This is a genomic window from Halapricum sp. CBA1109, from assembly GCF_009741825.1.
GTDB lineage: Archaea > Halobacteriota > Halobacteria > Halobacteriales > Haloarculaceae > Halapricum.
Genome location: NZ_WPCA01000014.1, coordinates 20,552 through 32,815, shown reverse-complemented (window position 1 = coordinate 32,815; position 12,264 = coordinate 20,552). Strand labels below are relative to the sequence as shown.

The following is a 12,264-nucleotide window of genomic DNA, read 5'->3' as shown; positions in this document are numbered from 1 at the left end:
ACCAGCAGAAACAGGCTCTTTGCTCGGTGCGTATCTGAACACTACCAGCGGCGGCGGTGTCGGTTACTCCGAGCGTGCGAGGGCAAGCGCCCGGGCGTCCTCGCCCGTCTCGGGGCAGTCGACGCCGTCGATCAGGGTCCACTGCTCCTCGTGAGTGAGCGTCTCGCCGGGGTCGGCCGTCGCTTTCGGGCCGAGCGTCTCCAGTTCGAAAAAGCCCGGAATCTGGAACATCTCGACGGCACAGCCCATATCGGGGTAGGTCGCCTCGGGGTCCCACGCGAAGGATTTCAGGAGAGCGTGGCCGTCGTTGACGTAGGCCGTCCACTCCTCGGTTCCGGAGGTGCCGACCTTGAGTTCCTCGCCGTCGTCGTGGCGGACCAGAAGGTGGTCTTCGACCCATTCCAGCCGGTCGTCGCCGGGGTCGGCGTCGGGCCAGAACGTCACCGAGCGGTCGGGCAAAAGCAGGTCCGGATCGCCCTGCGGGAGCGGTGCGACGCCCGTCCCACCGGGTTCGAGAACGGTGACGGCCCACGGCGCGAACTCGACGGGCCAGACGCCGTCGTTCGTGATGCGGTGGTCGAGAGTGACCGACGGCGCGTCCGCGGCCATCGACACCTCGACGGTCTTTTCCATTCCGGAGTCTGCCTCGGTCGGTTGCGTGAGGACACACCCCGTCTCGGTCAGTTCGTACTCTACGGGGTCGTTGTCGGGGACGAACGTCCGGGGGTCGTTCTCGGGGGCGTGCCAGAGGCGGTGGCCGCCGTACAGCGTCCACTCCTCGCGGTCGGTGGCGCCTGCCGTGTCCTCGTCGAGGAACAGTTCGTTCCGGCCGTCGACGAACCCGAAGTGGACGACACGCGGTCCGACGACCGTCGTCACGACGAGTTCGACGTGTCCGTTCGTGATGCGGATGCAGTGCTCCCAACCCTCGTACGTCGTGTGTTCGACGGTGACGCCTGACATATGTGCAGTCCGGTAACTGTCTTTCTGTCGAGGGCCGCGCCTCTTAATTGCTGTCTTCGGTACGGGGGGCACCAGCGCACGCCGTGCCAGACAACATAAATAGCTTCAGCGGGTGAGCACTGCTATGGACAAGTGGCAGCGCCGGACCGTCTACTACCTGCTGTCGCTGTTCGGGGTGATGTTCGTCTACGCCATTCTCTACGACTACGGGATGGGCGTCTACGAGGGTCGGGAGACGACGTTCCTCCACGCGCTGCAGGTCGTCGTCGAGACGTTCACGACGACGGGATTCGGGTCGGACTCGCCGTGGACTACCCCGGAGATGAACGTCCTCGTCATCGTGATGGACCTCACCGGCGTGTTGCTCATCTTCATGGCGTTGCCGGTGTTGGTCTTCCCGCTGTTCGAGGACCTGCTCTCGACGACGGTTCCCCGAGCGGTCGAGAACGGCATCGACGACCACGTCGTCGTCTGTACCTACACCTCGCGGGCGGAGGCACTCATCGAGGAACTGGCGTCGTGGGACGTCGAGTACGTCGTCGTCGAACCGGACCGCGAGCGGGCGACGGAGCTCTACGAGGAGGGGTACACGGTCATCCACGAGGACCCCGAATCCGTGGGCGGGCTCGAAGCGGCGAACCTCGGGGACGCCCGCGCACTGGTGGCCGACGTGTCCGACCAAGTCGACGCCAGCATCGTCCTCACGGCACAGGAAATCGCCGACGACGTCCCGGTGGTCAGCGTCGTCGAGGAACCGGACCGGCGGCCCTACCACGAACTCGCCGGGGCCGACGAGGTGCTGTCGCCGCGGCCGCTGTTGGGCAACAGCCTCGCCTCGAAGGTGACGACGGCCGTCTCGACGGACCTCCGGGACGCCGTCGAGATAGACGACGACTTCGAGATAGCGGAACTGCCGCTGCCCCGGGGGAGTGACCTCGTCGGGACGACGCTCGCCGAGAGCGGGATCCGGGAGCGCTCGGGCGTCACCGTCCTCGGGGCGTGGTTCCGCGGCGAGTTCGTGACGCCGCCGGACCCCGACGCGATGCTCACCGGCGGGACCGTCCTGCTGGTCGCCGGCAGACAGCACCAACTGGAACACCTCACCGAACGCACCCGCTCGGGCGTCCGGCGGTTCGACCGCAACGGGACCATCGTCGTCGGGTACGGACAGGTCGGAAAGACCGTCGCCGACACGTTCGAGTCGGCCGGGGTCCCCTGTACGGTCGTCGACCGGACGGAGATGGACGGCGTCGACGTCGTCGGCGACGCCAGCGAACCGGAGACGCTACAGGCGGCCGGTATCGGCGACGCCCACACCGTCGTCCTCGCGCTTCCGGACGACACGACGGCGGAGTTCACGACGCTCGTCGCGCGTGACCTCGAACCGGAGATAGAGATCATCGCCCGCGCCGAGGAGGCCCAGAGCACCCGGAAGATGTACCGCGCCGGCGCGGACTACGTCCTCTCGTTGGCGACGGTGACCGGCCGGATGATCGCCTCGCGCATCCTCGACGCGGAGGACGTCCTCTCGCTGGACCAGCAGGTCGAGGTCCTCCGGACGCGGGCCCCGGGGCTCGTCGGGCAGACGCTCGGCGACGCACGCGTCAGGAGCGAGACGGGGTGTAGCGTCGTCGCCGTCGAACGCGACGGCGAGATTCTCACCGACGTCGGGCCGAACCTGACGGTCAGGCCGGACGACGAACTGGTCGTCGTCGGCACCGACGAGGGGATCAGGCAGTTCAGCGAATTCGTGACCTGATCGACAGTTTTCGCCGCATATTTCACCGGGGCTGCCGACACCGCCGACCGATGAACTCGCTCGAACTGACGATCAGACTGCTCGCGGGGATCGGTCTCATCCTCGCAAACGGTTTCTTCGTCGCTATCGAGTTCGCGCTGACGCGGGCGCGACAGTTCACCGAGGAAGAGTTCGTCGGGGACGGCCACCCCGCACTGGAGCGGGCGTGGGAGATGACCCAGAACCTCGAGTTGTACCTCACGACCTGTCAGGTCGGGATTACCGCCTCCAGCATCGCGGTCGGTATCGTCGCCGAACCGGCGCTGGCAGCCATCTTCGAACCGCTGTTCGAGGACACCTTCCTCGCGTCCATCGGGTCGGGGGCCATCATCGCCTTCCTGATCATCAACCTCGTCCACCTCACCCACGGCGAGCAGACGCCGACGTACCTCGGCGTCGAGCGCTCCCGGTTCGTCTGCCGGTACGGCGCGCAGCCGCTGTACTGGTTCCACTTCGCCATCTCGCCGATCATCACCCTCGGCGACTGGGTGGCGAAGATGACGCTGAAACTGTTCGGCGTCGAGATGACGGGCGCGTGGCTCGAAACCGAAGAGGACGTCATCGAGTCCCGGGCCGAACTCCGCAACCGTATGGGATCGATGCTCGAAGAGGGGGACCTCACCGAGGAACGACGCGAGGAAGTGATGAACGCCCTGCAGGTTGGCGAACAGCCAGTCCGTGAGGTGATGGTTCCGAGCGAGGACGTCGTGGCGCTGTCGACAGCCGTCGACGCCGAGGAGAACCTCCAGCGGATGGCCGAACAACCCCACACCCGGTATCCGCTGATCGGCGAGGACCTGACCGACTTCAGGGGTATCCTCTACTTCCCCATCCTCGCCCGCCACCGCGAGGCCCTCGCAGACGGCTCGGTCGACTTCGAGGAACTGTCGGCCCCGCCGATGACGATATCGCCGGACGCGGACGTCAGCGACGCCATCGACCAGTTCCAGGCCGAGCGCCAGGAACTGGCGTTCGTCATCGAGGACGGCGAGGTGGTCGGGATGGTGACTATCACCGACCTGCTCGAGTCCATCACCGGCGACATCGAGGACCCCATCGACGTCGCGTTCGACATCGAGTGACCGTCAGCGGTCGCCCATCGGCGAGACGTCGAACTTCTTGCGGAAGCGCTGGACCGCCTCGTCGGACCCGACGAGCGTGATGGACTCCTCGCCGGTGAACTCCCGGTGCGGGTCGACGACCGTCGAGGGCCCGGACCCGTCGTCGATGGCGACGACCCGACAGCCGGTCTTCTCGTAGATGCCAGAGGTGGCGAGCGTCGACCCGGCGAAGGGGTCGGCCGGAACCCGGACGAGGCGGATCTGACTCGCGGGCGCGAGGACGTCCTCGCCGCGGAGTTCCCGCGCGACCATCCGGGCGCTCACCCGCGGGACCGAGAGGACGTAGTCCGCGCCGGCGCTCAGCGCCTTCCGCGTCGCGTCCGTGTCGCTCACCCGGACGAGAATCTCGATATCGGGGTTGAGCGACCGCGCGAGGACCGTCGTCAGAAGCGACGCCGAGTCGTCCGGCAGGCCGACGACGATAGCGCCGGCCGTCTCGACGCCCGCCTCGTAGAGTGCCTCTTCTGACCCGGCGTCGGCGACGATGTCCACGCCGTCGCGGTCGGCGACGTCGATAGTCACCGTCTCGATACCGGCGTCCTCGGCGACGGCCGCGGCGGCCTGTCCGACCTCGCCGTAGCCGGCGACGATGATGCGGTCGTGGTCCCGCAATCGGTGGGCCGGCCGCGTGACCTCGCTGAACGACTCCAAGGCGTCGTGACCGCCGGAGATGAGCAACACCGTGTTGGGCCGGATGACCGCGTCCGGGTCGGGCGGCAACTGGAGTTCCCCGTCGATCCACGCGCCGATGATGTTCGCGCCGGTCCGCTCCCGGATGTTCGACTCTCGGATTCGTTTGCCGATCAACCGGCTGTCGTGGTGGATCGGCATCTCGATTATCTCGGTGTCCGCGCCGAGGGCTATCGTGTCGGTCAGTTCCGAGCGGAACGAGGATATGGCCTTCTCCGCGAGACGATGGCCGAGGACGCCGTGTGGCGACAACACCGTGTCCGCGCCGGCGTCGAGGAGGACACGCTCCATGTCGCCGTCGTCGGTGAGAGAGATGACATCGATGTCCTCTCGGATCGACCGCACGGTCAGTATCGTGTTGACGTTGGCGTCGCCGGCGTCGGTGATGACCGCCCGCGCCGAGTCGATGCTCGCGCGTTCGAACGCCGAGGCGTCCTGTGGCGACCCGTGGATCACCGAGTAGCCGTCGTCCGAGAGGTCCTTAGCGTTTTCCTCGTCCGAGGAGATGAGGACGTAGTCGACCCCCAGTTCCCGGAGTTCGTCCAACAGGACGGCCGAGTCACGCCGGTACTCACAGACGATGACGTGGTCCTGTTTGGGGGTGAGTCTGTCGTCGAGGTTGACCTCCGCCCCCGTGAAAAGCGGGATGACGATGATCCGCAGCGTGAAAAAGCCGAGCGCGATACCGGACACCTGCGTCAGCGAGACGAACAGGAACGTCCCCGGATGGCTCCACAGCCCCGAGTCCTGCCCGTACCCCGTCGTCGTCATCGTCTGGACGACGAACTCTATCGAGGCGAAGATGGACTGATCGACGCCTTCGACGCGGAGCATAATCTGGTTGTAGACGGTCGCGTACGACAACACGAGGACGACGAGGCCGACGAGGTAGTAGGCGACGAGTCGGTTCCGGCGCGAGAGGTCGAAGTCCGAAACCGAAGTCGGGATCGAATCCATCGGTCGTCCGTCGTTTCTGTTCCCCCTCTCAAAAACGTACGCCCTTCGGCCGCTTACTGCCCGAACTGCATCGGACTGGCCCGCGTGGTCGTCGACGACTCGCGCGCCAAGAGCCCGCTCGCGGCCCACAGCGTCCACCCGGCGACGGCGGCCGCGCCGACGAGTTCCGGTATCGCCAGCCCCGGCCGCGTCAGCGACCCCCGTCGCGCCCCAGACGACCCACCCCGCGAGGTTGAACACGCCGGCACCGACCGACAGCACCGTCCCGCGGCGGTCGCCCGCCAGCAGACAGCCGACACCGTAGACGACCACCGCGAGCGAGAACAGCATATAGAAGCCGGATGCCGCGGGGAAATGTAGACCGTGGCCCTGCGGGAACAGTCCGACACCGGCCATCATCGCCAGCGAGACGACGTAGACGACGCTCCCGATTCGCGCGAGGAGTCGCTGGGCCGTCACGAAGAGTCCGACGCCGAAGACGACCCCACCGACGCCGCCGAGTATCAGCCCGCCGTTGAACAACAGTGCAGTCGTCGTCGTCCCCGCCGGGTCCGTGGGATCGCCGAGGTTCGACAGCGCGTTGCCTGCCACCGAGAAATCGGGCGACAACAGCGCCGCCCCGGCCATCCCGAGAAACGTGACAGCGATAGCGACGATACCGACCCACGCGAACACCCCACGGTACTGACCCACGTCCATACGTCACGTCCGGGCCGAACTGTCAAAACTGTTTGTCACTCAGTGTCGTGTCACTCTGTGAACCCTCGGCGGCGAGGGACGACGCGAGCGTCGGCGAAGCGCGGCGTTCAAGGACTGGGACGCCCGAGATACGGACGTGACTACCGTCGTCGTCCCCGCCGACCCACCGTTCGAAGGCGTCGTACTGCAGGAACTGGTCGACTCGACACCGCTGTCAGCGGCCGACGCGTCCGCCTCTACGAGGCGACGCTGGCCGACGTGGCGGCGGCCGCCGACAAGAGCGGCGGCACGCTACTGGTGAACTACCGACCGCGCGAGCACCTCCCCGACGACCTCCCGGAGACGGCCACGCCGAAGACGGCCGTCGCGGACGTCGTCGACGACGCCGTCGCCGACCCCGAGAGCGTCCGCTACGAGGTCCAGGTCGGCAGTTCCTACGCCGCCCGCGTCGGCAACACCGTGACCCACCTGCTCGAAGAGGAAGAGGCCGGCAGCGTCCACGTCGTCGACCCGACGGCCGCGCTGGTCTCCCGAAAGCTGATCGACAGCACGTCGATGAAGCTCCGCCGGACGCCCATCGTCGTCGGCCCGGCCCCCGGAAGCCGGGTGTACTACGCCGGCTTCACCGACCCGGTCGACTTCGACGGGGCGTACGACCCGCCGGCGCTGCAGTCGCTGGTCGGGCAGGCACTGGACGACGGTTTCGACGTCGACTTCATCGAACAGCAGTCGCCGATACGGACGGCGTCGGACCTCGCGACGGTCGTCTCGACGGTGCGGGCACGGGCGGCCGCCGGCCGGATCACCCCGGAGGCGACGCTCGCGGCGGCCGACGAACTCGGCATCGAGGTCCACGGCAGCGACGACGGCGTCGAGATCCGACAGGCCTGATCGCGGGTCCGCTCTCGGGACCGCAGTTCACTCCTCGTATTTCACCTTGTCCGCCGGCCGCCGCAGCGACTGTGCCAACCGTTCCATCTGGTACTCCCAGTCCCCGATCTCGTAGCCCTCGTTGTACACCACCGGTTCGTCGTCGTCGCTGACGACGTCCCCGACGACCATCTCCGCGAAGTGCGGACCGTCGTCGAGGAGTTCCAAGAGGTCGATTATTCGTTCGTTCTCTCCCTCGTAGGACCAGCTATACTCCCCGGTTTCGGGGTCGTATTCGGCTGTGCCGAAGTTTCCCTTCTCCATGAATTTGACTTTCATACGCGGGCCCCGTGGTCGGTCGGGAGTCCCGGCGGCGACATTAGCGTTCCCGTCTTCGATAGCGAGTCCGTCCGTGGCCGAAAACGATAGCTTCAAACTTCTCAGGGCGGAAGGTCGGCACGCGCCACTCCGACGACGGTATCGCCACCCGGAGCGGTGTGCCAGCGGATTGCTCGGTGGGGTGGCAGAGCGGCCTAATGCGCCTGCCTTGAGAGCAGGTGTCCTCACGGACTCATGGGTTCAAATCCCATCCCCACCGTATTTTGCCACGAACAATCCGTGAGTGGCATATTCGGCGGTGGGATTTGAACTACGCGAGACGAGCGACGCGAGTCTCGCAGTCGAGTGCAAATCCCATCCCCACCGCTTCGTCCCGGTTGGAAAACAGTCGAACGACGCTGTCTGTGGTTACTCCCGGATTTCGACGACGGTGTACAGGATCCAGACGGCGACGATACCGACGATATTCCCGACGAGGCCCACGAGTAGCATACCGAGACTCCACGCGGTGGGGTTGTCCACGTCGTTGGCCGATGCATCCCGGTAGATCTGGACTGCCGCGACGATGGGAACGACGAACAAGAGAAGCGAAAAGAACAGGATAATCGTCAGTTCCGGCCCGCCGGGAATCCCGAACTGCAGTGGCCCACTCACAGATACCATACGGCCGAATCGACGACGGAATTAAAAAGACCGGTGGTTTGGCGGTGCGCTAGGTTCAGTGCCACGAACGAACAGTGAGCGACGGCCGCCGGGTCGGTCGCTCACTAGCCGAGGAACTCGGCGAAGGGGCCCTGTAAGAAGTCGGCGAAGCCGGTGACGCCGAGATAGAGCGAGACGACCAGCACCGCGAGCACGGGGACGCGGACGACCCACAGCCAGAGGGTGCCGATGCTGTCGAACCGGGTGATACCCTTGCCGAGTTCTCCGAGGGCGTCGTCGGCGTGGACCCACGTGACGAGGACCACCAGCAGGATGCCGCCGAGGACGAGCAGAATCTGCGCGGCGAAGATGTCATAAAGGTCGACCATCACGGGGTCGACGGTGACGGGGACGCCGAGCAGGAAGATAGCGCCGCCGACGAGCATCGTCGCGCGGAAGCGGCCGAGGCCGAACTCGTCGATGGCGTAGGAGACGACGACTTCGATGAGGCTGATCGCCGAGGAGAGCGCGGCGATGGCGACGGTGGCGAAAAACAGCGCGCCGACGACGGAACCGAACGGGATGCTGCCCAGCGCTTGGGCGACACTGACGAAGATAGCGCCCGCGCCCGGCGCGGCCGGGTCGACGCCCGCCGAGAAGAGGATGGGGAAGACGATCAGCCCGGTCAGAATTGAGATGCCGGTGTTGAAGCCGACGATGGTCGCGCCGTCGACACCGAGGTTCTCGTCCTCGGAGAGGTAGGAGGCGTAGGTTATCATCACGCCCATCCCCAACGAGAGGGTGAAGAATCCCTGTCCGGCCGCGGCGGGGACGATGCTCTGCCAGTTCTCGGCGATGTAGCCAGATCAGGCGAGAGGTAGTAGCTGTACGCCGCGCCGGCCTCGGGGAGAGTGAAGGCGTAGACGGCCAGTCCGGCGAAGATCAGGATGATCGAGGGGACCATCAGCTTCACGCCGAACTCGATACCGCGCTGGACGCCCAGCGCGACGACGCCGACGACCAACAACATAAAGACGAGGTGAAAGAAGAGGGCGTCGAGGCCCGAAGCTATCTGGCCGAAGTACTGTGCGGCGACCGGCGGCGCGCCCTCGGCGGCGGTGCCGGTGTAGCCGCCGGTGAGGCTCCCCGGGATGTACCGGAGGACCCAGCCGCCGACGACGCTGTAGTACGAGAGGATGACGAACCCGATGAACACGAACAGGCCGCCGAGGTACGTCCACGCGCCGCCGGCGAACTCCCGTATCGCCCCCACGGTGTTGAGACCGGTCTTTCGCCCGACGACGAACTCGACCATCATCGCCGGGAACCCGATCAGCAGGACGAAGACCAGGTAGACGAGGATGAAGGCCGCGCCGCCCTCCTGTCCGACCTGGAAGGGGAACCGCCAGATATTCCCGAGCCCGACGGCGCTGCCGACGGCCGCCAGGATGAAGCCGATGCGCGTCGACCACGTCTCTCGTTCCGTATTGCTCATCTCCAGTCGGCGTAGACAACCCGCCTAAATCAAGTCGTCGGTGATTCCCGACAGTGGGAACTCGTCAGGACAGACCCAAGAGTGCGAGGACATCAACGCCGACGCCGAGATACTCGACGAGTCGATACCCCAGAAACAGACCGACGATGCCGAGGAGTCCGGGCAGCGTCGGCGGTGCGGGAATCGGGACGTGAAAGAACCGGAAGATACCGCCGGCGATCAGGCCGGTCGTGAGCGCGAGCACTGCGAGTGCCGTGTCCATACTGTTCTCTGCGGGAGCGGGGTCAAAAATCCACGCCGAACGGGGCTACCGCTCGACGGGACGTAGCGTCGAAAGCAAAGTGGTGGGGGTGGGGGGTGGGGGGGTTTGCAACAGGCACCTTCACGGTGCCTCACCTCAGTAGATGGGACACCAGTATATAAATCTTCTGCCCCAGTTTTCAAATATGATTCTTGCAGCCAGATGTCGTATATATACAGTTCGGTATCGACCGACGAGAGGGGCGGTTCAGCCGAGCGAAGGTACTACCGCTGGCAGTCGGTTACGATTGCAGGAACCCCGCGAGTGGCATCCGCTGGTGGGCGTGTACTCGGGATCCGTACGTAACGCCGTCGCTCCGTGTCTCGGGTCGGTAGGAATTGTGCGTGGGTGCAGTCCCTGAGGGAGTGCACCTGCATCGTGTGGCGGCGTCGCCGCCTCGTGGACGACGGTTGGTCGTCCGTGCGATGCGTGGGACCGGATTCGAACCGGCGGACCCCTACGGGACAGCGCCCTCAACGCTGCGCCGTTGGCCTGGCTTGGCTACCCACGCTCGCGCTGTCTTACTGCGTTCAACGCTATCCCCCGTTTGGGTAAAAGCGCTTTCGTTTGCCGACGGCCATCGTCACTCTGTGTCATCCGGACGCCGGACGGGAGGTTTCGATACGCAGCGGTCGCCAATCGGGGCTGTTCGGGACCGCTACACTGAAAAGCCTCACTACGCAACTACGGGTTATGGCAAAGTACTCGACCGGTGGTGGCTCCGGCGACACCGGCGGGAGCTGTGAGCTCTGCGGTGCGACGGACTCGTCACTGGAGACGGTAGAGGTCGCCGGCGCACGGCTCGACGTCTGCGAGGAGTGCGCACAGCACCGCGACGACGCGAACCCGACATCGACCGACAACACCGGCGGCGACGGCCGCGACAGCGACCGCGACCGCAAGCGCAAGGCCGCCCAGAACACCGCCCGCGTGCAGGACGCCACCAAGGGCGACTCCACCCACTGGGAGGAGAGCGGCACCAACTACGACGACGACCAGTTGCCGTATCTCCACCCCGACTACGGCAAGCGACTGACCGAGGCCCGGCAGGACGCCGGCCTCCAGCGCGAGGAACTCGCCGCCGAAATCGACGTTGAGGAGTCTGACATCCTCGCGGTCGAACAGAGCCGCGCCACCAAGGCCGGCGTCGGTGGCTCGACTATCACCAAACTCGAGGACTTCCTCGACATCGAACTCGCCGACGCCTGACCCACCGATTCGCGCGCAGTCTTTTTTGTCGTGGTACGTGTTGTCTAGTACCGTGATTCCGACGCCAGAACAGGCGGCCCTCGCCGAGGTGGCCGACCGCGTCGCCACAGACCACCTCCGGCCCGCCGCCGCGGCGGCCGACCGCACCGAGCAGTTCCCCGAGGACGCGTGGGACGCACTAGCCGAGGCGGACCTCACCAGCCTCGCGGTCCCCGGAAGCCACGGCGGCCTCGGGGTCGACCGGACGGCCTACGCGTTGGTCAACGAGGCGCTGGCGTCCGGAATGTTGGCCGTGGCCACGGCGCTGTCGGTCCACTGTCTGGCCGTCGAGTGCATCGACGCCTTCGGGACAGCGGCCCAGCGCGACCGGTGGCTCCCGGAAATGGCCGACGGGCGACCGGTCGGCGCGTTCGCGCTCTCGGAACCGGACGCCGGGTCGAACCCCGCGGAGATGTCGACCGTCGCGCGAGCAGTCGACGACGGCTACGTCCTCGACGGGCGCAAGCAGTGGATCACCAACGGCCAGCGAGCGGGCGTCTACGTCGTCTTCGCGCGGACCGATGCCGAACGGGAGGACACGATCACCCAGTTTCTCGTCCCGGCCGACGCCGAGGGACTCACCGTCACCGCGCCCGAGGAGAAACTCGGCCTCCGGGCCAGCGACACGACCGGACTGGAGTTCGATGGCGTCGCCCTGCCCGAGAGCGCGCGACTCACTCCCGTCGGCGAGGGGCTGAAAGCGGCGCTGTCGGTCCTGACCGGCGGGCGCATCGGCATCGCCGCCCAGTCGGTCGGAGTCGCGCAGGCGGCCCTCGACGCGACGGTCGAACACGTCCCGATCGACCCGAGCCAATCGGTCAGGCACCGCCTCGCGGAGATGCACGCCCGGACGCAGGCGGCGCGGCAGGTGACCCACCACGCCGCGCGGACGCAGGACGACGGCGGCGGCGCCCGGACCCCGGCGAGCGTCGCGAAGTACGTCGCCAGCGAGGCGGCCGTCGAGGTGACCGGCGAGGCCGTCGACCTCTGCGGTTTCGACGGTCACTCGGACGCCCTGTCCGTCGAGCGACTCCACCGCGACGCGCGCGTGACGACCATCTACGAGGGGACGAGCGAGATACAGAAGACGATCATCGCCCGCGAGTTGTTGTGAGCGACACGCACTTGCCCACACTCGTCC

The 12,264-nt window shown here is 66.5% G+C and carries 11 protein-coding genes, 2 tRNA genes and 1 pseudogene; 7 read left to right on the top strand and 7 right to left on the bottom strand.

Annotated features, from left to right (window positions below; genetic code table 11):
• Positions 1-63 precede the first annotated feature (63 nt).
• On the bottom strand, positions 64-963 hold the full coding sequence (locus tag GJ629_RS03025; protein WP_157511686.1) for a hypothetical protein: 900 nt from the start codon (positions 961-963) through the stop codon (positions 64-66).
• Between the two features lie 124 nt (positions 964-1,087).
• Here GJ629_RS03025 and GJ629_RS03020 point away from each other — a divergent pair, with 124 nt between their 5' ends.
• Together GJ629_RS03020 and GJ629_RS03015 are read left to right on the top strand one after the other, a co-directional pair.
• Complete coding sequence (locus GJ629_RS03020; protein ID WP_157511685.1) at positions 1,088-2,722, top strand: TrkA family potassium uptake protein; 1,635 nt, start codon at positions 1,088-1,090, stop codon at positions 2,720-2,722.
• A 50-nt stretch (positions 2,723-2,772) separates the two neighbouring features.
• A complete protein-coding gene (locus GJ629_RS03015) occupies positions 2,773-3,843 on the top strand; it encodes a hemolysin family protein (protein ID WP_157511684.1) in 1,071 nt (356 codons plus the stop codon).
• Positions 3,844-3,846: 3 nt separating this feature from the next.
• On the opposite strand, the gene GJ629_RS03010 is transcribed toward GJ629_RS03015, so the two are convergent.
• Positions 3,847-6,228, bottom strand: coding sequence for an NAD-binding protein (locus tag GJ629_RS03010; RefSeq protein ID WP_157511683.1), 2,382 nt, complete (start codon positions 6,226-6,228; stop codon positions 3,847-3,849).
• 136 nt (positions 6,229-6,364) lie between these two features.
• On the opposite strand from GJ629_RS03010, the gene GJ629_RS16775 reads away from it, so the two are divergent.
• Together GJ629_RS16775 and GJ629_RS03005 are read left to right on the top strand one after the other, a co-directional pair.
• Entirely contained in the window at positions 6,365-6,529 is a 165-nt protein-coding gene (locus GJ629_RS16775) for a hypothetical protein (protein WP_231754462.1), read from the top strand.
• Positions 6,487-7,119 carry a hypothetical protein gene (locus GJ629_RS03005; protein WP_231754461.1) on the top strand — a complete coding sequence of 211 codons (633 nt, stop codon included), beginning with the start codon at positions 6,487-6,489 and terminating at the stop codon, positions 7,117-7,119. The genes GJ629_RS16775 and GJ629_RS03005 overlap by 43 nt, the downstream gene beginning before the upstream one ends.
• A 27-nt stretch (positions 7,120-7,146) precedes the next feature.
• On the opposite strand, the gene GJ629_RS03000 is transcribed toward GJ629_RS03005, so the two are convergent.
• Positions 7,147-7,437 carry a hypothetical protein gene (locus tag GJ629_RS03000; RefSeq protein WP_157511682.1) on the bottom strand — a complete coding sequence of 97 codons (291 nt, stop codon included), beginning with the start codon at positions 7,435-7,437 and terminating at the stop codon, positions 7,147-7,149.
• Positions 7,438-7,612: 175 nt separating this feature from the next.
• Here GJ629_RS03000 and GJ629_RS02995 point away from each other — a divergent pair.
• Positions 7,613-7,696 (top strand) — tRNA-Ser (locus GJ629_RS02995).
• 149 nt (positions 7,697-7,845) lie between these two features.
• Here GJ629_RS02995 and GJ629_RS02990 read toward each other — a convergent pair.
• The 4 genes and pseudogenes from GJ629_RS02990 to GJ629_RS02975 all read right to left on the bottom strand — a co-directional run bounded on the left by GJ629_RS02990 (position 7,846) and on the right by GJ629_RS02975 (position 10,386).
• Positions 7,846-8,091 (bottom strand): hypothetical protein, encoded by a 246-nt coding sequence (locus GJ629_RS02990; RefSeq protein WP_157511681.1) that lies wholly within the window; start codon positions 8,089-8,091, stop codon positions 7,846-7,848.
• Between the two features lie 113 nt (positions 8,092-8,204).
• Positions 8,205-9,574 (bottom strand): annotated as a pseudogene (locus GJ629_RS17850) (sodium-dependent transporter).
• A gap of 64 nt (positions 9,575-9,638) precedes the next feature.
• Complete coding sequence (locus GJ629_RS02980; RefSeq protein ID WP_157511680.1) at positions 9,639-9,836, bottom strand: XapX domain-containing protein; 198 nt, start codon at positions 9,834-9,836, stop codon at positions 9,639-9,641.
• A gap of 465 nt (positions 9,837-10,301) precedes the next feature.
• A tRNA-Leu gene (locus GJ629_RS02975) sits at positions 10,302-10,386 on the bottom strand.
• Positions 10,387-10,568: 182 nt separating this feature from the next.
• Here GJ629_RS02975 and GJ629_RS02970 point away from each other — a divergent pair.
• Both GJ629_RS02970 and GJ629_RS02965 read left to right on the top strand, forming a co-directional pair.
• Complete coding sequence (locus GJ629_RS02970; RefSeq protein ID WP_157511679.1) at positions 10,569-11,084, top strand: multiprotein-bridging factor 1 family protein; 516 nt, start codon at positions 10,569-10,571, stop codon at positions 11,082-11,084.
• 52 nt (positions 11,085-11,136) lie between these two features.
• A complete protein-coding gene (locus GJ629_RS02965; protein ID WP_370515768.1) occupies positions 11,137-12,237 on the top strand; it encodes an acyl-CoA dehydrogenase family protein in 1,101 nt (366 codons plus the stop codon).
• Positions 12,238-12,264: the final 27 nt, after the last annotated feature.